Origin of the sequence: Mesorhizobium sp. M8A.F.Ca.ET.057.01.1.1 (assembly GCF_003952565.1) — a bacterium.
Lineage (GTDB): Bacteria > Pseudomonadota > Alphaproteobacteria > Rhizobiales > Rhizobiaceae > Mesorhizobium.
Genome location: NZ_CP034454.1, coordinates 2,743,563 through 2,765,568 on the forward strand (window position 1 = coordinate 2,743,563; position 22,006 = coordinate 2,765,568).

The window sequence follows — 22,006 nt, forward strand, 5'->3', positions numbered from 1 at the left end:
GACGGTGTAATGGGTTTTGTGTCGAGACTGTCCGCTCTGCGCGGATCGATGATCGGTTCCGCGATCGGCCTTTCCCTGGCTTTCGCCGCGATGCAGCCAGTCGGTGCCACCGAAGGCGTTTCGGTCTTCGCCGATCCTTCCAAGATCGCCGCCATCGGCGGGTCCATCACCGAGATCGTCTATGCGCTTGGCGAGGAAAAGCGTCTGGTGGCTCGCGATTCCACCAGCAATTATCCAAAAGCGGCGCTCGACCTGCCTGATGTCGGTTACATGCGCCAGCTGTCGCCGGAAGGCGTCTTGTCGGTCAATCCGACCGGCATACTGGCATTGCACGGCAGCGGTCCCAAGGAAGCCGTCGAGGTGCTGAAGAAGACGAGCATTCCCTTCATCGAAGTGCCTGAGTTGTACAGCCGCGAAGGCATCCTCCAGAAGGTCCGCATTGTCGGCAAGGCGCTTGGGGCCGAGGCCAAGGCCGAGGTGTTGGCCAAGGCGCTCGATGCCAAACTCATGGCCGCCGAAAAGCAGACAGCCTCGATCAAGGAGCGCAAGCGCGTCCTGTTCGTTCTCTCTATACAGGGAGGCAAGATCCTGGCGGCCGGCAGCGAAACCGCGGCCGACGGCATGGTCAGGCTGGCGGGCGGGTTCAATGCGGTGGAAGGCTTTTCCGGCTACAAGCAAATGTCCGACGAAGCGATCATCACCGCCAGGCCGGACGTGATCTTGATGATGAGCAATGCCGGACCGCCGGTCTCGGACGACGAATTGTTCGGCAATCCATCCATCGCCTCGACGCCGGCCGGAACGGCGCGCAAGCTGATCCGCCTCCACGGCGCCTATCTACTCGGCTTCGGACCGCGCACGGCCGACGCGATCCACGATCTCGCCGTGTCGCTCTATGGCGCACAGGTCACGGACTGAGCATCATGGCCGACCAGTCGATCGCCGGTCCGGTAAGGGCGATGGGTGCATCCGAAGGGGATCGTTCCGGCCGCGCCCGTGTCGTAATCCTTACGCTGTGCCTGGGCCTGGCCATCGCCGTCTTGCTTTCGCTTACATCGGGGGCGTCGGACGCATCCGCCGTGACCGTCATCAGGGACTGGCTCTTTGGCACCGTCCCCGACGATGCGGCACTCAACGCCCGTGACAGCCTGATCGTCTACGGTATCCGGCTGCCACGCGTCATCCTCGGCATGCTGGTGGGTGCGGCGCTCGCGGTTTCCGGAGCCATCCTGCAAGGGCTGTTCCGCAATCCGCTCGCCGACCCCGGACTGATCGGCGTTTCAGCCGGCTCCAGCCTTGGCGCGGTGGCCATCATCGTGCTGGGCGGGACCATGCTGGCACCGGTGACCGCATTGCTCGGGACGCTTACGCTGCCGCTTGCGGCGTTCTTCGGCGGCCTCGCCACCACATTGGTGCTTTATCAGGTCGCGACGCGACGCGGGCAAACCTCTGTCGCCACCATGCTGCTCGCTGGCATCGCCCTGGCGGCACTTGCCATGGCGCTGACCGGAATCCTCATCTTCCTGGCCGACGATCGCCAGTTGCGCGATCTGACCTTCTGGTCACTGGGATCGCTCGGTGGTGCGACATGGGCCAAGATCGCTTCCGTGGGGCCCATCATCGTCTTGGCACTCGCGGCGATGCCGTTCCTTGCCCGGGGCCTCAACGCGCTGGCGCTCGGCGAGGCCACCGCCGGCCATCTCGGCATTCCGGTGCAGCGGCTGAAATACACAGCCATCACTGGTGTCTCGGCGGCGGTCGGGGCTTCCGTCGCCGTCAGCGGCGGCATCGGTTTCGTCGGCATCGTCGTGCCGCACCTGCTGCGCTTGCTGATTGGCCCGGACAATCGTTACCTGCTGCCGGCCTCGGCGCTGCTCGGCGCCTCGCTGTTGCTGCTCGCCGACGCCGTGGCCCGTACCATCGTGGCGCCGGCTGAGTTGCCGATCGGCATCGTCACCGCCGTCGCTGGCGCGCCGTTCTTCCTGTGGATCCTGCTGCGCAAGCGTGGCGTGATTCATTTGTGAGATTTGAGACCCTGTGGGAGTGTTTCATGATCGAAGCGCGCGATGTTTCTGTGGCGATCGGCAAGAAGCGCATTGTCGCCAACGTCGATTTCGAAGTCAGGCCGGGTGAAATCTCGGCCATCGTCGGCCCCAACGGATCGGGCAAGACGACCTTTCTCAAGGCGATGTCGGGGGATCTCGTCCATACCGGACGGATCCTTATCAACGGTCGCGAGCTGTCGACGATGAAGCCGGTCGAGGCCGCGACAGTGCGAGCGGTGCTGCCTCAGGCAACGACCCTGTCCTTTCCCTTCACCGTGCGCGAGATCGTCAGGCTTGGCCTCGTCGGTGGCCGGTCGGGCGTGCTGCAAGGCGAGGACGAACGCCTGCCGGAGCGGGCGCTGGCGCGGGTCGATCTCGACGGTTTTGCCGGTCGTTTCTACCAGGAGCTTTCCGGTGGTGAGCAGCAGCGTGTCCAGCTTGCCCGCGTGCTGTGCCAGGTCTGGGCGCCGGTGCTTGACGGCATGCCGCGCTATCTCTTCCTCGACGAACCGGTTTCCAGCCTCGACATCAAGCATCAGCTGATCATCATGAACATCGCCCGCGACTTCACCAGAAGAGGCGGTGGCGTGGTCGCGATCCTGCATGACCTCAATCTGACGGCGATGTTCGCCGACCGCATCTTCGTGATGCATCGCGGCCGGCTGGCCGCGGCCGGATCGCCGCGCGACGTGTTGAGTGACGATCTGATCGAGAAGGTGTTCGACTGCCGGCTCAAGGTCGGCGTGCTGCCCGCCGGCAACATGCCATTCGTGCTGCCGCAATCCGCAGCCTAGATCTGCGGTCTTCGGCCCGGCCTGCGCAGGATCAAGCTGCGGGGGCGCGGCGCTCCATCAGCATGTCGATACCGAGCAGGTTGCGCACGTTCGGCCGCGCCGCCACCAGATCGGCGATCGTGTAGCGGGCAAGCACGGCGAAGAAGGCGTTGAGCGCTTCACGCAGCGCCGAGTTCAATGCGCAGCTGTCGACCAGCGGGCATTCGGCCGCGTCGTTCTCGAAGCACTCCGCCATGGCAAAGCTTTCCTCGGTCACGCGCACAACATCGAACAGGCTTATCGCTTCGGCGGCGCGGCCCAACCGTACCCCTCCGTTCCGGCCGCGGACAGTCTCGACCAAGCCGTTCTCGACCAAAGGCTGCAGGATCTTGAACAGGAACAGTTCCGACACCGAATAGGCGGTTGCGATCTCCGGGATGCGGCTCAACCGTTCATTGTTGGCGGCACAATACATCAGGATGCGCATGGCATAGTTGGTTTGGCGGGTAAGCCGCATTTCATCCTCACAAAGCGCTGACGCGGTGCAACCATGCCAGAGTCTAAAACTTTGGCGGCGCGGCTTCACCCGGATTTTGGGAGTCGCCACGCTGGCCTCGGCCGAATATGGCCTATACCTTGGAATAATTCCAGACTGGCTTCGCATTATAGCTGAATATTCTCGTCAACTTTATGTGCGTGGCCAGGCGAAACGCTGAGAAAATCGGCTGTCGCGGGCATTTTGACGGCCGAAGCACTAAATAGCTTGGGATCGACGAGGAGCGGCTCATATGTCTCAATCGGCCCAGTCGCTGGCGCCTGTCCGTTTCGACACCGACGCGGGCGCCAAGCTTTCGGCGCTGCGGCGGACAAAGTTTGTCGCCACGGCGGCGCTGGCACTCTGCGTGCTGGTCTTTGTCTTAGCCAAGTCCTTCCAGACCAGCTACCCGTGGCTCGGCTTCGTCGCCGCCTTCGCCGAGGCGGCGACCATCGGCGGCCTTGCCGACTGGTACGCGGTGGTGGCGCTGTTCAAACGGCCGCTCGGGCTGCCCATCCCGCACACCGCCATCATCCCGGAAAACCAGGACCGGATCGCCGACAATCTTGGCCGTTTCATCGAGGTCAATTTCCTGGCGCCGGAGCCTGTGCGTGAAAAACTCGCCGAGGTCGATTTTTCGGCGCTCGTCGCCGATTGGCTCGCCGATGCCGAACGCGCCGCCGGCCTGTCGCGCTTCGTCGTGCGGCTGGTGCCGCGCACGCTTGCGGCCGTCGAACAATCGGGCCTGCGCGGTTTCGTCACCAGCCGCATGCTGGATCAAATCGAAAAGGTGCCGCTGGCGCCGCTGGCCGCCGAACTCTTGTCGGCGCTCACCGACGATCGCCGCCACCAGAAATTGTTCGACGAGTTCATCAAGGTCATTGGCCGTTTCCTCAACGACGGGCAGGCGCTGGCGACGATGCGCGACAAGATCCGCGAGGAACTGCCGTCGCTGTTCAACCTGTTTCGCGCCGATGCCTATCTCCTGAAGAAGATCGTCGCCTCGGCGGGCTCCCTGCTGGACGAAGTGCGTGCCGATCCTGACCACCCGATGCGCGCCGAATTCGACCGTTTCGCGCAAAGTTTCGTCGACCGGCTGCGCACGTCCAAGCAATATGCCAAGCGAGCGGAAAAAATGAAGCGCGATTTCCTCGCCAGACCCGAAGTCAGGGCGCTGGCCGGCGACATGTGGGAGAGCCTCAGCCTGTTCATCGATCAGGATGCCAAGGCGCCGAATTCGCTGGTCCGGGAGCATCTCGCCAACATGTTCGTCGAAGTCGGCCGCCATCTTGCCGGCGATGCCCAGATCCGGGCCGATATGAACCAAGGATTCGTGGTGGCGCTGGCCTCATTCGTGGAAAGCCAGAAGAGCGGCGTCTCGAAATTCATCGCCGACCAGGTCAAGCGCTGGGATCTGGCGCAACTGACACGCCTGATCGAGATGAACATCGGCAGGGACCTGCAATATATCCGCTTCAACGGCATGATCATCGGCGGGCTGGCTGGCATCGTGCTCTATACGATCGAGTTGCTGCTCCCGGTCAATTGATCCGTATCGATCGTCAGGCGTGCGTTCGAAATGGACACACGGCGTTCGAGTGCTATTCTCTCCCCGAGGGCGTCCGCAACCGCGGCAAAGGGGAGAAGACAGTCATGGCCAGACAAGCAGAATCCGATTCCTTCATGGAGATGTTCGGCAGATTCGGCCGTGACCTGAAGGTGCCCAACGTCGATGTCGAGGCGATCCTTGCCCATCATCGCAAGAACCTCGAGGCGCTGGAGAAATCGGCGCGAGCGAGCGCCGCCGGAGCGACCTCGCTGTTGTCGAGGCAGCGCGAAATGCTGCAGGACACGTTGCGGGAGGTCGCCGACATGGCGCAGAGCTACCGCGCACCGGGCAATCCGCAGGAGCTGATGGCCAAGCAGACGGAGTTTGCCAGAAAATCCTTCGAGGCCGCGCTCAAGAACGCCGGTGAAGTGGCTGAACTGGCCAGGAAATCAGGAACCGAATCGATCGACATCCTGCGCGCGCGCATCAAGGAGGCGATGGAGGAGGTCCGCGCCGGCTACGAGCGGAAGTGAGTCCCATCGGCTGTCGTTTCGCCTTCTATCCGGCACGCCGGTTCGCGATTCCGTAACCTTGCACACAGTTGCATTAGCGCCACGGCATAAGCTCCCGGCAAGCTGGAAGGTCGAAAAGTCCGATTCGGGCCTGCCATTGTGTGGCAAGGCATGGCACGAGTGAGCTCGAATCCGGCGGAACGGATTTGCGCGGAACGAATTGACAGAGGCCGCCGGTTCGTGGTCCGGAAGCTTTGGAAGCGATCGGGAAAGCAGGAATGACGGAAGTACGGCCTAAAACGCCGCCAACCTACGAACAGCTGAGAACGATGTCCGGACAGGAGCTCGGCGTCTCGGAATGGACCACGGTCGACCAGAACCGCATCAACCAGTTCGCCGAATGCACCGGCGACCATCAATGGATCCACGTCGATCCTGAACGGGCGCGGCGGCAAAGCCCGTTCCGCACCACGATTGCGCATGGCTATCTGACGTTGTCGATCATCGGCGCGCTGGCCCTCGAAATGGGGATCGTGCCCGAGAATACGCAGGCCGCCTTCAACTATGGTTTCGACAAGGTGCGTTTCCTGGCGCCGGTCAGGGTCGGCGCACGCATCCGCCTGCGCACGACGCTGCTTTCCATGGAAGACCGTGGCCCAGGCCAGTATCTGATGAAGGCAGCCAACACGGTCGAGATCGAAGGCGAGGAAAAGCCGGCGCTGATGGCTGAAACGCTCGTCATGCTTTATGAGCGCCGCAAACGGGCAGGGGCCTGAGGGTATGTCGATATTCAGGTGAGGCCGGCCTGCAAACGCTGGCTTCCTGCGCTTCCGGTGCTCACGTACTTCAGTACGCTCCACTCGGGTTCTCGGAACCCACCATTTTCGACTCGGCCTGACCTGAATCTCGACACACCCCGAAGGGCTCGCATCAAGATTATTTTAATGCGGACGCCCCAGGTATCCGGCCGGCAAAATGGGCCGAAAGAACTGCTAGGATCAGCGCAGCCAGCACCATACAGCTTGCCGCTTCGAAAGTGGTCTGCATTCCCTGCGCGGCCGCGGCCGGCGACAGGATCGTCGTGTCCGCAGCGCCTTGCCCCGTAGCGATGGCAAACACCGCGCCCATCAGGGACGCGCCGGTAACGAGGCCGAGATTGCGCGACAAATTGAGCAGGCCTGATATGACGCCGCGTTCGCCGGCGCCGACACCGCCCATGACGGCCGCGTTGTTGGCGGTCTGGAACAGCGCGTAGCCGAAGCAGGTGACGGTGATTGGAGCGACGTAGCTGGCAACGCCGAGCTTGGTCAGAGCGAGCGACAGGAGCAACGTTCCCGTGGCGAGGCAGAGCAGACCGGCGACCATCATCCGGTGGGCACCGAAGCGATCGGTCAGCCGGCCGGCCAGCAGCGCCGACAGGGTCGAGACAAGCGGCCCGGTGGAAAGCGCCATTCCAACCATCGCGGCATTCAATCCGAGCCCGCGCGACAGGTAGAACGGAGCAACCACCAGGGTTGCCATCATCACCGTGGCGACGATCAGGCTCATGGCGAGGCCGGCGCTCAGCCGCGGGTCGCGGAACCGGGCGAGTTGGACGAGGGGCGCCTTCGCTTTTGCCTGAGCGATGGCGAACACGATGACGCCGATACCGGCCGCGACCAGCAGGCCCAGATTGAGCACGCCGAAATTGCCTCGGCCAAGCGTCAACGCCAGGGCATAAGCGCCCAAGGTAAGGGCCAGCAGGGCGGTGCCCGTGACGTCAAATGTGCCTCGACCGGCCTCCATTGTTTCGCCGCGCGCCGGCAAGCCACGCCAGGCGAGGGCGAAGGTCAGAAGACCCAGCGGCACATTGACGAGAAAGATCGCCCGCCAGCCGAGGCCGGCGATCAACAAGCCGCCAAGCGAAGGCCCGAGGGTAGTGCCGATCGCGGACATGGCGCCGAGCAGGCCCATGGCGCTGCCGGTTCGCTCCTTGCTTACGGTTTCCGCGACGAAGGCCAGCGTCAGCGCCATCATCAGCGCGGCGCCAAGTCCCTGAAGGGCGCGCGCCGCGATCAGCAGCGAGAGTGTCGGTGCCAGTCCGCAGACCACCGATGCCAGCGTGAACAGCGCGATGCCGCCGAGCAGCAATGGCCGACGCCCGAACATGTCGGCCAGCCGTCCGGCGCCGACGATCAGCGTGGTGATGGCGAGCAGATAGCCGAGAACCACCCATTGCACGGCCTGGAACGATGCATCGAAAGCCTGCATCAGCGAGGGCAGGCCGACGCTGGCGATGCTGGTTCCCAATGAGGACAGCAGCGTGGCGAGCGACAGGCTCGCCAGTGCCAAGCCAGCGGACTGGGCCTGTCGCGGCGCCGATATCAATTCCCGATTTTGCTCAGCGACTGCCAAGGCGATCTCCTTTCTATCTGCTCCGGAACTGGAGCTTTCGGAGATCTAGTCTTGTGTCTGATGCGGCGGAAGGCGCAGCATTCGCATCATATTCGTGCGTTGAACGCCGTATCATATGCTATGATCGATCCATGACATCGCCCGATCTCAATCTGCTGTTTGCTCTCGACGTCCTGCTGGCCGAAGGCAGCGTGGCGCGCGCGGCGCACCGCCTGCGGCTCAGCCCCTCGGCGATGAGCCGGACGCTGGCGCGGCTGCGCGAGGCAACGGGCGATCCTCTGCTGGTGCGCGCCGGGCGCGGCCTGGTGGCGACGCCGCGTGCGGAGGAATTGCGGCGACAGGTCGGCCGTGTCGTCCAGGACGCGGAGGCGCTCCTGCGCCCGACCGAGTTGCTTGATTCCCGGAGCCTGGACCGGATCTTCACATTGCGCACCAACGAAAGCTTCGTCGAGGAGTTCGCGCCTCGCCTCGTCGCCCGCATCGAGGCCGATGCGCCAGGCGTGCGGCTGCGTTTCGCACCGAAGTCCGACAAGGATGCGATGTCGCTGCGTGAAGCGGCGATTGACCTGGAAATCGGCGTTGCCGGCGAGACCGGACCCGAAGTGCGCATCCAGGCCCTGTTTCGCGACCGCTTTGTCGGTGCCGTACGAGCCGGCCATCCCCTGGCCGAGGGCAAGGTGACGCCCGAGCGCTATGCGGCCGGCCGGCACATCAGCGTCTCGCGACGCGGCCGCGAGAAGGGGCCGATCGACGAGGCCCTGGGCATGATTGGCTTGCAGCGGAGGGTCGTGTGCATGGTCTCTGGGTTCTCGGCGGCACTTGCCATGGCCAGGGCTTCGGATCTGATCGCCAGCGTGCCCGAGCGGCATACGGCAGGAGCGCGCGCCGGCATGCATAGTTTTGCGCTGCCGGTCGCTACCGTGGACGTCACTATCTCCATGCTCTGGCATCCGCGTCTCGATGCCGATCCGGCGCAGCGCTGGCTGCGGGACTGCGTGCGGGAGGTCTGTGCGGGTCGCTGACCGATCAGCGCGCCATCGCCGTTTCGAGCACCTTGAAAATCCGCTCGTCCGCGCATTGGGCCACGTTGAAGCGCAGGAAGCGGCTGGCGGACTGCGACAGGCTGAACGCATTGCCGGGTGCCAGAACGATGTTGTCGGCGAGCGCGCGGCGGGCGACGTCGGCCGCATCCACCCCGTCCGGCAGGCCGCACCACAGGAACAGCCCGGCCGGCTGGTCGATCCACGGCGTGATGCCGATCGCCTTCAGCCGGGCGCTGGTCTCGCCCATGGCACGCGAGAGGCGCGCGCGCAGCAAATCCATGTGCTTGCGGTAGCTGCCGTCCTTCAGCAGCGTCAGCACAAGTTCGGCCGCCAGCCGTCCGCCGCCAAAAGTCGTGGCGATCTTGAGGTCGGCCAGGCCCTCGATCCAGTCGCGGGGCGCGGCGATGAAGCCGCAGCGGACCGAGGCCGACAGCGTCTTGGAGAAACTGCCGATCTGGACAACGCGGCTAAGGCCATCGAACGCCGCCAGCCTGGGGCAGGGGCATGTTCGAAATCGGCGAAGATGTCGTCCTCGACGATGGTCAGGCCCGACGGGTCGGCCAGTTTGAGCAGACGATGGGCAGTCACCGGCGACAGGATCGCGCCGGTCGGATTGTGAATGGCGGAGTTGGTGATGTAGAGGCGCGGCCGATGTTCGGCGAGCGCCTGGGCGAACAGCTCGATATCCGGCCCCGATTGCGTGTAGGGGACGCTGACGACCTTGGCGCGATGGGCACGCAGCAAAGCGTGGAAATTGAAATAACAGGGATCGTCGACCAGCACGGTGTCGCCGGGCTCGATCAGAAACCGGCAGAGCAGGTCGATGGCCTGGGTGCCCGATTCCGTCAGCATGATCTGTTCGGGCGAAGCTTCGATGCCGTGCCCGGCCATGCGCCGCGCCAGCAATTGCCGCAGCGGCGGCAGCCCGAGCGGCGTGCCGTAGTCGGCGAGCGCGACATCGTCGGCACGTGCGACCGTGCGCAATGCGCGGCGCAGCCCGGCCTGTGGCATCCATGAAGCCGGCAGCCAGCCGCAGCCGGGTTTCAGAACCTCCTCGCCAGCCTCCAGCGACTGGCGCGAAACCCAGAGCGGATCGACGGCACGATCGAGCCGGGGGCCGATCTCGGCCAAAGACAGCGGCGCCAGCGAGCCGGCGGCATAAAAACCGGAACCCGGCCGGGAGCGGATCGCGCCTTCGGCGGCGAGCCGCTCATAGGCTTCGACGACGGTGGATTTAGATACCTGCATGGACTTCGCGAAGGCACGGATAGACGGCAACCGGGTTCCCGGTGTCAGGCTGCGCGCGGCGATCCGCTGACGGATGGTCGCCATGACACTCTCCACAAGGGTGCGTGCGCCGTCGGGTTCCAAAGCAAGATCTGTCATCCGTACTGCTCAATTCGTCATTACAGTTTCATCGAATTGTACCCCATTGTCTCTGGCCGCACCACGGGCTTCGCACGATAGAGGGCGAAAGCAATGGAGCCTGAAATGGACAAGACGGCGAGCGGCTGGGTGAACGGATTTATCGGCGTCCTGATTTTCAGCGGTTCGTTGCCGGCGACGCGCGTGGCGGTGATGGATCTCGATCCGATATTCCTGACATCGGCCCGCGCGGTCATAGCTGGCCTGCTTGGTCTCGCCCTACTGCTTGTGTTTCGCGAGAAGCGCCCTGGGCGTCATGACTTGCTGTCGCTCATCATCGTTGCGCTTGGCGTGGTCGTAGGCTTCCCCTTGCTGACGGCGCTCGCGCTGAAGCATGTCACCTCGGCCCATTCCATCATCTTTGTCGGCCTGCTGCCGCTGGCGACCGCGATCTTCGGCGTGTTGCGCGGCGGTGAACGGCCAAGGCCGGCCTTCTGGCTGTTCTCATGCCTCGGCAGTGCGCTGGTGGCGGGCTTCGCGCTTGCGCAAGGCGTGACGGCTTCGCCAGCCGGCGATGGGCTGATGCTTGCGGCCATCATCGTCTGCGGCCTTGGCTACGCCGAGGGTGCCGCACTGTCGCGCAGGCTGGGTGACTGGCAAGTGATCTGCTGGGCGCTGGTGCTGTCCCTGCCGGTCATGCTGGTGCTGACGTTTGCGACCCTGCCGCCCTCCTTCGCCAGCGTCGGCTCCAATGCCTGGATCGGTCTTGGCTATGTCTCGCTGTTCAGCATGCTGATCGGCTTCGTCTTTTGGTATCGCGGCCTGGCGCAAGGCGGCATTGCGGCGGTGGGGCAGTTGCAGCTGCTGCAGCCGTTTTTCGGCCTCGCATTGGCGGCGACGCTGCTGCACGAGCAGGTTAGTCCGCTGATGATCGTCGTCACGCTCGCCGTGGTGACATGTGTGTTCGGCGCGAAGAAATTCGCCAAGCAAGATTTGCCGCGGCGTGCCACCGCATAGGGACCCCTAGAACTTCGTCACCACGCCGATGCCGATGCCCTCGAAACCGCCCATCGCCATCAAGGCCGCGGGCGCCTCGTCGAGGCTGATCTTCTTGCCGACCAGCAGTTCGGGCTTCAGCTTGCCGTGGCGGATCATCTCCATCATCGCGGGGTAGCGATAGGCCTGCATGCCGTGGCTACCGAGGATTTCGAGCTCGAAGGCGATCACCTTGTCCATCGGCACCTGGGGCGGGCGTGCTCACCCAGCATTAGGCCGACCTGCACGTGACGTCCGCGCCGGCGCAGGTTGGCGATCGAGTTGAAGGACGTCGTGGGGTGGCCGAGCGCGTCCATCGACATGTGGGCGCCGCCATTGGTGATCTGCTTGACGGCCTTGACGACGTTCGGCGTCGTGGACGCGTTGATGGTCGCCACGGCGCCGATCTTTTTGGCGAAGTCCAATTTCTCGTCGGTGAGGTCGATGGCGATGACATTGGCGCCCATCGAACTGGCGATCATGATCGCCGACAGGCCGACGCCGCCGCAGCCATGCACCGCCACCCATTCGCCCGGTGTCACCCGGCCCTGGTCGACGATGGCGCGGAACGAGGTGACGAAGCGGCAGCCGAGGCTGGCGGCGGTGGCGAATTCCATCTCGTCGGGCAAACGCACCAGATTGGTGTCGGCATGTTCGATGGCGACATATTCGGCGAACGAACCCCAGCCGGTGAAGCCAGGTTGCGTCTGGTGTTCGCAGACCTGGTGATTGCCGGAGTTGCACTCGAAGCAACGGCCGCAGCCGACGGCGAACGGCACGGTGACGCGCTCGCCGGCCTTCCAGCGGGTCACCCGCTTGCCGGCGGCGACGACAACGCCGGCCAGTTCATGTCCGGGCACGTGCGGCAGGGTGATGCCGTCATCATGGCCCATCCAGCCATGCCAGTCGCTGCGGCATAGGCCGGTCGCCTCGACCTTGATGACGACGCCATCGGGGGCCGGCTTCGGATCGGGCACGGTCTGGATCGTCGGCGCTTCGCCGAATTTTTCGAAGACGACGGCTTTCATTTGGCAACTCCACCCTTCACACAGCCCGCACTGCCGGAACGATAGCCGATTCCTTGCCTGGTCAAGCGGAAATCGATTCCGTCAGTACCGTCAGGGCGGCCGAACCGGGGCAGCCGCTATGACTAAATCCGTGATGACGGTGCGGTACCGAGCAGTGGCTGGCGCGCCCGGAACCAGTCGTCGGCTTCGGGCTCCCATGGCCAGACACCGTCGAGGTTAGGGAAAATCAGCTGCATGACGCGAAAGTCGTGTCCATCGTAGAACCAGATGTCCCAGCCGAAATACTCGGGGTAATGTCCGGCATCAACGGCGCCGAATTCACAATCGAAGTCTTTGACGAAGCCCAAGGCTCGCTGTCCCGGCTGGAATAGCTCTCCTTCTCGCACGCGTCTGCAGTACTCGTTGATGATGGACTGCGAGATTTCCGGCTTCAAGCCGATAACGACGAGTTCTGGCGCGTCGAAGTTGTGCTCTATGCCAACCGAATAGGCGAAGGGTGGATCGTCGCTTTCTTCCAGCACATACAGGATATGGCAGCCATACGCCTCGATGTCGGCCAGCGCCTTGGCTTCCTCGGCATCGGTGGCCACTCTACTCGGCATCGATCTGGTTCTGTGGCGCGGCTTTTTGGAAGGCGGGTAGCGCCATGCAGGCGGCGTTGATGCGCGAAATCGTCGGGTAGGGCGTCATATCGACGCCGAAACGGGCGTTGCTGGTGACCTGGGCGACAAGGCAGATGTCTGCCAGCCCCGGCGTGTCGCCGTGACAGAATGTGCCGGCTTCGGGCGAAGCCGTCAGCAATGTCTCAAGTGGCGCAAAACCTTCATTGACCCAATGTCGGAACCAGTTGGCGACATCCTGGTCGCCGGCGCCGAACAAGATGCGCAGCGAGGTCAGCACGCGCAGATTGTTCACCGGATGGATGTCGCAGGCGATCATCTGCGCCAGCATCCTGACCCGCGCCCGGCCTAGCGGGTCTTTTGGCAGCAGCGGTGGTTCCGGCGTGGTCTCGTCGAGGAATTCGATGATCGCCAGCGACTGCGTCAGCAGCGTGCCGTCGTTGCAGATCAGCGCCGGGACCAACCCTTGAGGGTTGACCGCGAGATAGGCCGCTTCCAGATGCTCGCCGTGGCGCAGGTGATGCGGAACATAGTCATAGCTCAGCCCCTTCATCTCCAGCGCGATCCGCACCCGACAGGAGGTGGAAGAGCGATAGTAGTTGTGCAGGACGATATTGCTCATGACTTTTCACTCATGATCGCGGCTGGCCGATGGTCATTTCGATCGTGCCGACGCCGTCGACCCCGCCTGATATCGTCTCGCCCGGCCTGACCGCGCCGACCCCGGCGGGCGTGCCGGTGAAGATAAGGTCGCCCGCCTGCAATTCCACGCCTTCGCTGCAGATCGAGACGATGTCCGATATCGGCCAGATCAGCTCGGCGAGGTCGGCATCCTGTTTCACCGCGCCGTCGACGGCGAGCCAGATACGCCCCTTCGCCGGATGCCCGGCTTTTTCTGCCGGGACCAGCGGGCCGCAAGGGGCGGAACGGTCGAATGCCTTCGACCAGTCCCAGGGCCGCGCCGCCTTCTTGGCGACATCCTGGAGATCGCGGCGGGTGAGGTCGATGCCGACGCCATAACCCCAGACATGGTCCAGCGCGTTGTCGCGGGATATGCGAAAGCCTGATGTACCGATCGCCACCACCAGTTCGATCTCGAAGTGGAGGTTTTGCGTCAGCGGCGGGTAGGGGATTTCCGTGCCGGAATCGACCACCGCGTCGGCCGGTTTGGTGAAGAAGAAGGGCGGATCACGCTCGTCATTGCCGAATTCGCGCGCATGCGCCGCGTAGTTGCGGCCAACGCAGAAGATTCGCCGCACGGCAAAGCGTTCGCTGGAGCCCGCAATGGCGACGGAAGGCGTTGGCGGCACGGGAAGGACAAAGGCGGTCATGGCGATCTCTGCGTTTGATGGCGGCACATTCGGCCGATTTCGGGGGTCGGGCAAGGCGTCGCTTTTCATAAAGCACGGGCTTTGCCGCGGCTGGACAAGGAATTCAGGCTTCCCATCATTTTTGCAGCGATGAATCCCGTCAACAGGCGATAGACTATTTGCCAATAATCCGGCCACAGTCAGGAGACTATGGTGTGGCCGGTAAACCGGAACGAGCCCTATGACAGCCCCTACCGATCGTGCCCGGTTCCTCATCATCGACGACCATCCGCTGTTTCGCGAGGCGCTGCACAGCGCCGTGCAGATGGCTTATCCCGAGGTCGATACGGTCGAGGCGCGGTCGATTGCCGAGGCGCTGGATCTGCTGGCCGACGCCAAGCCTTTCGACCTTGCGCTTCTCGACCTCAGCATGCCCGACGTGCACGGCTTCGACGGGCTCCTGCAGCTCAGGACCCGCTACCCGCGCCTGCCTGTGGTGATCGTGTCGGGCCATGAGGAGCCAAGGATCATTTCCGAGGCCTTGTCCTACGGTGCCGCCGGCTTCATCCCGAAATCGGCGCGCAAGAGTGATCTCGCCGCCGCCATCCGCTCGGTGATGGACGGTGCGATCTATGTGCCGGAAACCTACGAAGGCCAGCCGTCAGACGCCAACAGCACCGACCGCGCCGATATGGTCCAGCGACTTTCCAAGCTGACGCCGCAGCAATTGCGCGTGCTGCAGATGCTGCGCCAGGGCCTGCTCAACAAACAGATCGCCTACGAGCTGCAGGTCGGCGAGACCACGGTCAAGGCGCATGTCTCGGAGATATTGCGCAAGCTCAACGTCTATAGCCGGACGCAAGCGGTGATCGAGGTGTCGAAGCTGGACAATGCCGAACTGTTTAGGGATCAGGCCGGATTTTGAGCCATTAACTCTCCGCCGGGTTCCTAAGCCAGCAAATGCGCCAGCAGCGCGCGCAGTTGCGCGGGCTTCACCGGTTTGCGCATCAGTTCGATGCCTTCGGCGCGCGCGGCCTTGGCGACGGCTTCTGAACTGTCGGCGGTGACGATCAACGCCGGCACGGCGCGGCCGAGATAGTCGCGAACCTCCGATATTGTCGCGGTGCCGAGATCGCCGCCGTCGAGATGCTGGTCGGCAATGACGATGTCGGGCACCCAGTCGGTATCGCCAAGCATGTCCAGCGCATCGTCGGTCGAGGTCGCGGCGCGTACCAGGCACTGCCAGCGCTCAAGCAGGAAGGTCATGGCTTCCAGCACCTCGGCATCGTTTTCGACCAGCAGCACCTTGGTGCCGAACAGGCCGTAGCCGCGCGGCCGCTCCAGGCTGGCGGCGCTGGCGATGGCATCCGCCGGCGCGCCGATGCCGACAGGGACATCGATGTGGAAGATGGTGCCGCGCCCGACCCTGGATGAAAACGTCACGGGGTGACCGAGCGCGCCGGCCATGCGGCGCACGATGGCCAGCCCGAGCCCAAGACCGCCGCCGTCAAGCTCGGCACTGGCCGGCAAGGTTCCGCGATGGAACTCCTCGAACACCGCCTCGCGCTGATCCTCGGGAATGCCGCAGCCCGTGTCGGCGACATCGATGCGGATGGTGTCGCCGCGATGGCGGGTGCCGACAAGGACGCCGCCCGAGCGTGTATAACCCAGCGCGTTGGAGAGAATGTTCTGCAGGATACGGCGCAACAGCGTCCTGTCCGAGCGGACAACCGCATTGACCGGCCGGAATTTCAGCGACAGCCCCTTCAACTCCGCCACAGGCTGGAAATCCGAACGCAGCGACGAGAACAACGCCTCCAGGCTGACGTCGCCAATGTCGGGCAGCACCACGCCCGCGTCGAGCTTGGAAATGTCGAGCAAGGTGCGCAGCAGGTCTTCCATCGTCTCCAGCGAGCGCTCGACCTGTCGCACCAGCTTTTTTCCCTCCTCGCTGGTCTGCACCTCGGCGAGCGCCGAGACGGAGAGATGGGCGGCGTTCAGCGGCTGCAGCACGTCGTGGCTGGCGGCGGCGAGGAACCTTGTCTTGGACAGGTTCGCCAGTTCGGCGTTTTCCTTGGCGGCGCTGAGGTCGATGTTCGACTGCTCCAGCCTGCGCAAGGTCGAATGCAGTTCCTCGGTGCGCGTACGCACCCGGTTTTCCAGCGAGATGGCGGTCTGGAACAACGAAAAGGCATTGCCTTGCTGGTCCATCGAGCGTTCGACGCGGCTGACCAGGGCGGCGTTGATCTTCTTCAGCCTGTCGAGATCGTTGATGTCCCTGAGCGGCATTTTGTTGCGCCGCCCTATTCAGCCGCTTGCCGGTCACTGAAAGCGATGCCGGTGAAAGTCTGGTTCAGGTGCATCGACCGGTATTGTTCGCCATAGGTGCCGAAGCCGACGACATTGTTGACCCGGTAGAGTTCCGAAATATCACGAAAGACCTGCCGATTGCGTGCGTCCAGCCGGCGCAGCACGCAGTCGAAGCCAAGGATCATGTCGATACCGCCCAGCCTTTGCTCGACCTCGCGCAATGCCGCTCGTGTCGATTCGACCATGTCCTTGGGCTGGGCGATCGACAGCACGACACCGTCGTCGATGGCGCAGAAGAACGAGAGCGAGCCATCCGCGTGCATCTTCTGGATCGAGCGGCAGTAATATTCGCCGCCCACCTTCACCACCACGGGATGCGAGGCGAAGCTCAGCGGTGTCAGGGTCTGCGGGAGGATGCCGACCGAAGCGGCATATTCCTCCGCCGCATTGGTGGCGTTGAACTCCCGCACGATGCGGTGATCCGGATCGGACGCGGTCACCACCAGCTTTTCGTCGGTAGGAACGAAATTGTCGGTCTTGAAGACGTGGAACGGAATTTCCGTGGCGACCAGCACGATGATGGCGCTGTCCGAAGTGACCCTGCCGTTCGAGATCAGACGCGTCGTCTCGAATTTCAAATCGTCGCCGGCCGAGCCTCCGAGCAGCGGTATGTCGTCAAGACCCCAGTGGATGGCCGAACTCACCGCTTCCTCGGCATAGGACAGCCCGTCGATGAAGCAGAGCGCGAAGGTGTTCCTGGTCTGCTCGCCGCCGAGCCGGGCGCGCAGCGTGCGCCGCAGGGCCTCGACCTCTTCGGTGATCCTGTCCATGCCCGATGTCGACAAATTTTCGACCATGGTGCTGACCGCCGTGAAGGACGCCTGGGGCAGCAGCATCGCCAGCATATGGCCTTCCTCGAGCCCCTGCGGCGTGATCTCGCCGGCGGTCGAACAACCGGCGTGGTGGAGCCCCGGCGCATGGACCGAGAGTGCCCGCGACAGGGCGCTGGCCTCGACAAGGCTCTGGGAAAAGAACACGAGGGCAAAGCCGGCATCGATGGCGGCGGCCTCGGCGGCTACCGCGCGTGCGAAATCATCCGGGTTGGGCTCGTCCGTGGTCAGCGCCGACAAGCCGCATGCGTAGCGCGTCCGTGAACCTGTCAGCGGCGTTCTCCCGCATTTCCTCCGACGCCTTCTTGTGCGCGGCTTTTCGAGTGCTTCTGGCGCGCGGGCGTCGAGGGCATTGTTGCCGCCACGAGGCGTTTTGGCAATGGGGCCACAGGAATGCACTTTGGTGCCTTGGCCATGACCGAAAGTACAATGATCCGCCTTTTCCGTCGTGCTGTTTTTTGTGCATTGTGCGGTGTACGAATAACGCATGGCCGAAGTGCCAACGGCTCGTCGGCAGCGTGATGACCAAGGTTGACACCCAGGGAGGGGCTATGTCGGACGTTTCGTTGATGGTGAACGGCAAGCGGGTTGGCGGTGCGGTCGAGGATCGAACGCTGCTCGTCCATTTCCTGCGGGAGAATCTCGGCCTGACCGGCACGCATGTCGGTTGCGACACCTCGCAGTGCGGAGCCTGCGTCGTCCATGTCGACGGCAAGGCGGTCAAGTCCTGCACGATGCTCGCGGTCCAGGCGTCCGGGTCGACCGTGGTCACGATCGAAGGTCTCGCCAACGGCGCCGACCTGCATCCCGTCCAGGCGGCCTTCAAGGAATATCACGGTCTGCAATGCGGCTTTTGCACTCCAGGCATGATCATGGCTGCAACCGACATGATCAACCGCCATCCCGAAGGCCTCGACGAGGCAACGGTGCGGGCGGAACTCGAAGGCAACATCTGCCGCTGCACCGGCTACCACAACATCGTGAAGGCGATTCTCGCCGCATCGAAGACGATGTCGAAGGGCGCCGCAAAGGGCAAGGCGAAACAGGCAGCTTAGGCAGTAGGCAATAGGCAATAGTGACTAGGGCAAACGTCGATATGACCACGAGCCCTCCCACTACTGCCTAACTTCTACCGCCTATCCCCTAAATTCGGGAGGAATTTCCATGGGCATCGAAGGCGTTGGCGCTCGGGTCGCGCGCAAGGAAGACAAAAGGTTCATCACCGGCGCCGGCCGCTATGTCGACGACATGGTGGTTCCCGGCATGAAGCATGCGGCCTTCGTGCGCAGTCCGCACGCCCATGCGCAGATCAAGAAGATCGACGTGAAAACGGCTCATGGCATGCCGGGCGTCATCGGCGTCCTGACCGGCAAGGAACTCAAGGCCGACGGTATCGGCAACCTCATCTGCGGCTGGATGATCCATTCCAAGGACGGCTCGCCGATGAAGATGGGCGCATGGTCGCCGCTGGCCGTCGACAAGGTCCGTTATGTCGGCGATGCCGTCGCCATCGTCGTGGCCGAGACCAAGGGCCAGGCACGCGATGCCGCCGAGGCGGTCGAAATCACCTACAAGGAACTGACGGCGGTCGTCGATGCGACCAAGGCGCTCGAAAAGGGCGCGCCCCAGGTTCATGCCGAGGCCGAGAACAACCTGATCTTCGACTGGGAGATCGGCGATGCCAAGGCGACCGATGCCGCCATCAAGGCGGCGGCGCACGTCACCCGCATGAAGATCGTCAACAACCGGCTGGTGCCGAACGCCATGGAGCCGCGCGCCGCACTTGGCCATTACGACAAAGCCGAGGATCATTACACCTGCTGGACGACATCGCAGAATCCGCATGTCGCGCGGCTGGTGATGAGTGCCTTCTACAATGTCGCACCCGAAAACAAGCTGCGGGTGATCGCGCCGGACGTCGGCGGCGGCTTCGGCTCCAAGATCTATATCTACCCGGAAGAGATCGTCTGCCTGTGGGCCTCGAAGAAGACCGGCGTGCCGGTCAAATGGGTCGCCGATCGTACCGAGAGCTTCCTTACCGACGCCCATGGCCGCGACCATGTCTCGACGGTGGAGATGGCTTTCGACAAGAACAACAGGATCACTGGGCTGAAGGTCGACACGATCGCCAATCTCGGCGCCTACATGTCGCTGTTCTCGTCCTGCGTGCCGACCTATCTCTACGCCACGCTCTTGTCGGGCCAGTATGACATCCCGGCCATCCACGCCAATGTCCGCACCGTCTACACCAACACCGCTCCCGTCGATGCCTATCGCGGGGCAGGGCGGCCGGAAGCCACCTATCTGCTGGAACGCACCATGGAGGCCGCGGCACGCGAACTCGGGGTCTCACCCGCGGACCTCCGGCGCAAGAACTTCATCACGACGTTTCCGCACCAGACACCGGTGATCATGAACTATGACGCCGGCGACTATGCGACCTCGCTCGACGCGGCGATGAAGACCGCCGATTATGCCGGCTTTGCCAGGCGCAAGGCGGATGCGGCTGGGAAGGGCAAGCTGCGCGGCATTGGCATGAGCTGCTATATCGAGGCCTGCGGCATCGCGCCGTCGGCGGCGGTCGGCTCGCTTGGCGCCGGCGTCGGCCTGTGGGAATCGGCAGAAGTCCGGGTTAACGCCGTCGGCACGATCGAGGTGCTGACGGGCTCGCACAGTCATGGCCAGGGCCATGAGACGACATTCGCGCAACTGGTCAACCAGCGCTTTGGCGTGCCGATCGATTCGGTGTCGATCGTCCACGGCGATACCGACAAGGTGCAGATGGGCATGGGTACTTACGGCTCGCGCTCGGGCGCCGTCGGCATGTCGGCGGTGGCCAAGGCGCTCGACAAGGTCGAGGCCAAGGCCAAGAAGATCGCGGCCCATCTGCTCGAAGCCGACGAGGGCGACATCGTCATCGAGAATGGCGAGGTCAAGGTGGCCGGGACCGACAAGAGCCTGCCGTGGTTCCAGGTGGCTTTGGCTGCCTATACCGCGCATAATCTGCCGGCCGGCATGGAACCAGGACTGAAGGAAACGGCGTTCTACGACCCAGCGAACTTCACCTTCCCGGCGGGCTGCTACATCTGCGAGGTCGAGATCGACCCGGATACCGGAACTACCGAGATCGTCCAGTTCGTGGCGGCGGACGATTTCGGCAACATCATCAATCCGATGATTGTCGAAGGCCAGGTGCATGGCGGCATCGCCCAGGGCGTGGGGCAGGCGCTGCTGGAGGGTGCTCACTACGACGCCAGCGGCCAACTGCTGACGGCGAGTTACATGGATTACACCATGCCGCGTGCCGGCGACCTGCCGTCGTTCAAGGTCTCGACGTCGAACACGCCGTGTCCGAGCAACCCGCTCGGCATCAAGGGCTGCGGCGAGGCCGGTGCCATCGGCTCGCCGCCGGCGGTGATCAATGCCATCACCGATGCCATCGGCATCCCCGACATCGCCATGCCGGCCACACCGTCGACTGTGTGGGCCGCGATCCGCGCCGCGAAATGAGTGAGTAGGGAGTGGTGAGTAGCGAATAGGGCACCGTGTCACCTCCGGCGGCCATTTTCTGCTCCCTACTGACTGCTCACTACTGCCTGACCACTTAGGGGAGGATCCCATGTACGCAGTCAACTATCACCGTGCCGCCTCGGTCACTGAAGCCGCCAAGCTCGTGAAAAATGGGGACGCCAAGCTGCTGTCGGGCGGCATGACGTTGATCCCCGCCATGAAGACGCGGCTGGCGGCCCCTTCCGATCTGGTCGACCTGTCACGCATCAAGGAGTTGCAGGGCGTCAAGGTGTCCGGCAAGACGGTCACGATCGGCGCTGCCACCACGCATTTCGACGTCGCCAATGATGAGAAGCTGCGCAGGGCCTGCCCGGCTCTTGCCCATATGGCGTCGCTGATCGGCGACCCGGCGGTTCGCCACAAGGGCACGATCGGCGGCTCGATCGCCAACAACGATCCGGCGGCGGATTATCCGGCGGCGCTGCTGGCGCTGGGCGCCACCATCATCACCAACAAGCGCGAGATATCAGCCGACAGGTTCTTCAAGGGGTTGTTCGAAACCGCCTTGAAGGATGGCGAGATCATCACGGCGGTCTCCTTCACCGCACCGGCAAAGGCAGCCTACGAAAAATTCCGCAACCCGGCCTCGCGCTACGCGATCGTCGGCGTGTTCGTGGCCAAGGGCAAGGATGGCGTCAGTGTTGCCGTCACCGGCGCCGGCGACGACGGCGTTTTCCGTTCGAAGGAGATCGAGGCGGCACTCGCCAAGAGCTTCGATGCCGCTTCGCTCAATGGCGTGAAAGTGCCGGCCAAGACCCTGATGAGCGACATCCACGCTTCATCAGACTACCGCGCCAATCTGATCGCGGTCATGGCCAAGCGCGCGGTGGCGGCAGCCAACGCCTGACGCAAGATCGATCGCGGACAAAAAAGGGGCTGTAGCGGCCCCTTTTCTTTCCTGACGTCTGTAGCTGCCCAGACTCCCGGTGGCGCGCGTCCCATCCTCTGCTTGAAGCAATTGCGGTCCATGGTTGCTCGGGAATCGCATTGGCGACAATCTCGCACTTGCACAAATTCATATTGCACT

Annotated in this window: 19 protein-coding genes and 2 pseudogenes; 12 read left to right on the top strand and 9 right to left on the bottom strand. The window is 63.6% G+C overall.

Annotation, left to right across the window (positions count from 1 at the left end):
• Positions 1-9 precede the first annotated feature (9 nt).
• The 3 genes from EJ077_RS12725 to EJ077_RS12735 are packed head-to-tail and all read left to right on the top strand — an operon-like array spanning position 10 to position 2,839.
• Positions 10-918: a heme/hemin ABC transporter substrate-binding protein gene (locus tag EJ077_RS12725; protein ID WP_208702410.1), complete on the top strand. Its 909-nt coding sequence runs from the start codon at positions 10-12 to the stop codon at positions 916-918.
• Positions 919-923: 5 nt separating this feature from the next.
• Positions 924-2,024 (top strand): FecCD family ABC transporter permease, encoded by a 1,101-nt coding sequence (locus EJ077_RS12730; RefSeq protein ID WP_208702412.1) that lies wholly within the window; start codon positions 924-926, stop codon positions 2,022-2,024.
• A gap of 26 nt (positions 2,025-2,050) precedes the next feature.
• Complete coding sequence (locus tag EJ077_RS12735) at positions 2,051-2,839, top strand: heme ABC transporter ATP-binding protein (RefSeq protein WP_208702414.1); 789 nt, start codon at positions 2,051-2,053, stop codon at positions 2,837-2,839.
• A 31-nt stretch (positions 2,840-2,870) separates the two neighbouring features.
• Here the strand turns inward: EJ077_RS12735 and rirA are convergent, their stop codons facing one another.
• Positions 2,871-3,335, bottom strand: a complete 465-nt coding sequence (rirA, locus tag EJ077_RS12740) for an iron-responsive transcriptional regulator RirA (protein ID WP_127278767.1) — start codon at positions 3,333-3,335, stop codon at positions 2,871-2,873.
• 271 nt (positions 3,336-3,606) lie between these two features.
• On the opposite strand from rirA, the gene EJ077_RS12745 reads away from it, so the two are divergent.
• The 3 genes from EJ077_RS12745 to EJ077_RS12755 all read left to right on the top strand — a co-directional run bounded on the left by EJ077_RS12745 (position 3,607) and on the right by EJ077_RS12755 (position 6,190).
• Entirely contained in the window at positions 3,607-4,902 is a 1,296-nt protein-coding gene (locus EJ077_RS12745) for a DUF445 domain-containing protein (RefSeq protein ID WP_208702416.1), read from the top strand.
• 104 nt (positions 4,903-5,006) lie between these two features.
• On the top strand, positions 5,007-5,435 hold the full coding sequence (locus EJ077_RS12750) for a phasin family protein (protein WP_208702418.1): 429 nt from the start codon (positions 5,007-5,009) through the stop codon (positions 5,433-5,435).
• A gap of 257 nt (positions 5,436-5,692) precedes the next feature.
• Entirely contained in the window at positions 5,693-6,190 is a 498-nt protein-coding gene (locus EJ077_RS12755; protein WP_127280148.1) for a MaoC family dehydratase, read from the top strand.
• A 160-nt stretch (positions 6,191-6,350) separates the two neighbouring features.
• Here the strand turns inward: EJ077_RS12755 and EJ077_RS12760 are convergent, their stop codons facing one another.
• Entirely contained in the window at positions 6,351-7,808 is a 1,458-nt protein-coding gene (locus EJ077_RS12760; protein ID WP_208702420.1) for an MFS transporter, read from the bottom strand.
• A gap of 131 nt (positions 7,809-7,939) precedes the next feature.
• Between EJ077_RS12760 and EJ077_RS12765 the strand changes: the two genes are divergently transcribed.
• The gene (locus tag EJ077_RS12765) at positions 7,940-8,830 is read left to right on the top strand and encodes a LysR family transcriptional regulator (protein ID WP_208702423.1); all 891 of its coding nucleotides are present in this window, start codon (positions 7,940-7,942) and stop codon (positions 8,828-8,830) included.
• 4 nt (positions 8,831-8,834) lie between these two features.
• On the opposite strand, the pseudogene EJ077_RS12770 reads toward EJ077_RS12765, so the two are convergent.
• A pseudogene (locus EJ077_RS12770) lies at positions 8,835-10,237 on the bottom strand (PLP-dependent aminotransferase family protein).
• 105 nt (positions 10,238-10,342) lie between these two features.
• Here EJ077_RS12770 and EJ077_RS12775 point away from each other — a divergent pair.
• On the top strand, positions 10,343-11,233 hold the full coding sequence (locus EJ077_RS12775) for a DMT family transporter (protein WP_208702425.1): 891 nt from the start codon (positions 10,343-10,345) through the stop codon (positions 11,231-11,233).
• 6 nt (positions 11,234-11,239) lie between these two features.
• On the opposite strand, the pseudogene EJ077_RS12780 reads toward EJ077_RS12775, so the two are convergent.
• The 4 genes and pseudogenes from EJ077_RS12780 to EJ077_RS12795 all read right to left on the bottom strand — a co-directional run bounded on the left by EJ077_RS12780 (position 11,240) and on the right by EJ077_RS12795 (position 14,230).
• Positions 11,240-12,279 (bottom strand): annotated as a pseudogene (locus tag EJ077_RS12780) (zinc-dependent alcohol dehydrogenase family protein).
• A gap of 122 nt (positions 12,280-12,401) precedes the next feature.
• Entirely contained in the window at positions 12,402-12,869 is a 468-nt protein-coding gene (locus EJ077_RS12785) for a DUF4262 domain-containing protein (RefSeq protein WP_245458723.1), read from the bottom strand.
• 1 nt (position 12,870) lies between these two features.
• A complete protein-coding gene (gene maiA, locus EJ077_RS12790; protein ID WP_208702429.1) occupies positions 12,871-13,521 on the bottom strand; it encodes a maleylacetoacetate isomerase in 651 nt (216 codons plus the stop codon).
• 10 nt (positions 13,522-13,531) lie between these two features.
• Positions 13,532-14,230: a fumarylacetoacetate hydrolase family protein gene (locus EJ077_RS12795; RefSeq protein WP_208702431.1), complete on the bottom strand. Its 699-nt coding sequence runs from the start codon at positions 14,228-14,230 to the stop codon at positions 13,532-13,534.
• A gap of 220 nt (positions 14,231-14,450) precedes the next feature.
• Here EJ077_RS12795 and EJ077_RS12800 point away from each other — a divergent pair, with 220 nt between their 5' ends.
• Positions 14,451-15,134, top strand: coding sequence for a response regulator (locus EJ077_RS12800; protein WP_208702433.1), 684 nt, complete (start codon positions 14,451-14,453; stop codon positions 15,132-15,134).
• Between the two features lie 23 nt (positions 15,135-15,157).
• Here the strand turns inward: EJ077_RS12800 and EJ077_RS12805 are convergent, their stop codons facing one another.
• Both EJ077_RS12805 and EJ077_RS12810 read right to left on the bottom strand, forming a co-directional pair.
• Positions 15,158-16,498 carry a hybrid sensor histidine kinase/response regulator gene (locus tag EJ077_RS12805; protein WP_208702435.1) on the bottom strand — a complete coding sequence of 447 codons (1,341 nt, stop codon included), beginning with the start codon at positions 16,496-16,498 and terminating at the stop codon, positions 15,158-15,160.
• Between the two features lie 14 nt (positions 16,499-16,512).
• Positions 16,513-17,649, bottom strand: a complete 1,137-nt coding sequence (locus EJ077_RS12810) for an FIST signal transduction protein (protein ID WP_208702437.1) — start codon at positions 17,647-17,649, stop codon at positions 16,513-16,515.
• Between the two features lie 311 nt (positions 17,650-17,960).
• On the opposite strand from EJ077_RS12810, the gene EJ077_RS12815 reads away from it, so the two are divergent.
• The 3 genes from EJ077_RS12815 (at position 17,961) to EJ077_RS12825 (ending at position 21,826) form a co-directional block, all read left to right on the top strand.
• A complete protein-coding gene (locus EJ077_RS12815; RefSeq protein ID WP_208702439.1) occupies positions 17,961-18,464 on the top strand; it encodes a (2Fe-2S)-binding protein in 504 nt (167 codons plus the stop codon).
• 109 nt (positions 18,465-18,573) lie between these two features.
• Positions 18,574-20,919 carry a xanthine dehydrogenase family protein molybdopterin-binding subunit gene (locus EJ077_RS12820; protein ID WP_208702441.1) on the top strand — a complete coding sequence of 782 codons (2,346 nt, stop codon included), beginning with the start codon at positions 18,574-18,576 and terminating at the stop codon, positions 20,917-20,919.
• Between the two features lie 109 nt (positions 20,920-21,028).
• Entirely contained in the window at positions 21,029-21,826 is a 798-nt protein-coding gene (locus EJ077_RS12825; RefSeq protein WP_208702443.1) for an FAD binding domain-containing protein, read from the top strand.
• Positions 21,827-22,006: the final 180 nt, after the last annotated feature.

Excerpts from the sequence above, each read along its gene's own strand:
- EJ077_RS12725 (WP_208702410.1), top strand. The coding sequence starts at position 10 with ATGGGTTTTGTGTCGAGACTGTCCGCTCTGCGCGGATCGATGATCGGT.
- EJ077_RS12730 (WP_208702412.1), top strand. The coding sequence starts at position 924 with ATGGCCGACCAGTCGATCGCCGGTCCGGTAAGGGCGATGGGTGCATCC.
- EJ077_RS12735 (WP_208702414.1), top strand. The coding sequence starts at position 2,051 with ATGATCGAAGCGCGCGATGTTTCTGTGGCGATCGGCAAGAAGCGCATT.
- rirA (WP_127278767.1), bottom strand. The coding sequence starts at position 3,335 with ATGCGGCTTACCCGCCAAACCAACTATGCCATGCGCATCCTGATGTAT.
- EJ077_RS12745 (WP_208702416.1), top strand. The coding sequence starts at position 3,607 with ATGTCTCAATCGGCCCAGTCGCTGGCGCCTGTCCGTTTCGACACCGAC.
- EJ077_RS12750 (WP_208702418.1), top strand. The coding sequence starts at position 5,007 with ATGGCCAGACAAGCAGAATCCGATTCCTTCATGGAGATGTTCGGCAGA.
- EJ077_RS12755 (WP_127280148.1), top strand. The coding sequence starts at position 5,693 with ATGACGGAAGTACGGCCTAAAACGCCGCCAACCTACGAACAGCTGAGA.
- EJ077_RS12765 (WP_208702423.1), top strand. The coding sequence starts at position 7,940 with ATGACATCGCCCGATCTCAATCTGCTGTTTGCTCTCGACGTCCTGCTG.
- EJ077_RS12775 (WP_208702425.1), top strand. The coding sequence starts at position 10,343 with ATGGACAAGACGGCGAGCGGCTGGGTGAACGGATTTATCGGCGTCCTG.
- maiA (WP_208702429.1), bottom strand. The coding sequence starts at position 13,521 with ATGAGCAATATCGTCCTGCACAACTACTATCGCTCTTCCACCTCCTGT.
- EJ077_RS12795 (WP_208702431.1), bottom strand. The coding sequence starts at position 14,230 with ATGACCGCCTTTGTCCTTCCCGTGCCGCCAACGCCTTCCGTCGCCATT.
- EJ077_RS12800 (WP_208702433.1), top strand. The coding sequence starts at position 14,451 with ATGACAGCCCCTACCGATCGTGCCCGGTTCCTCATCATCGACGACCAT.
- EJ077_RS12805 (WP_208702435.1), bottom strand. The coding sequence starts at position 16,498 with ATGCCGCTCAGGGACATCAACGATCTCGACAGGCTGAAGAAGATCAAC.
- EJ077_RS12815 (WP_208702439.1), top strand. The coding sequence starts at position 17,961 with ATGTCGGACGTTTCGTTGATGGTGAACGGCAAGCGGGTTGGCGGTGCG.
- EJ077_RS12820 (WP_208702441.1), top strand. The coding sequence starts at position 18,574 with ATGGGCATCGAAGGCGTTGGCGCTCGGGTCGCGCGCAAGGAAGACAAA.
- EJ077_RS12825 (WP_208702443.1), top strand. The coding sequence starts at position 21,029 with ATGTACGCAGTCAACTATCACCGTGCCGCCTCGGTCACTGAAGCCGCC.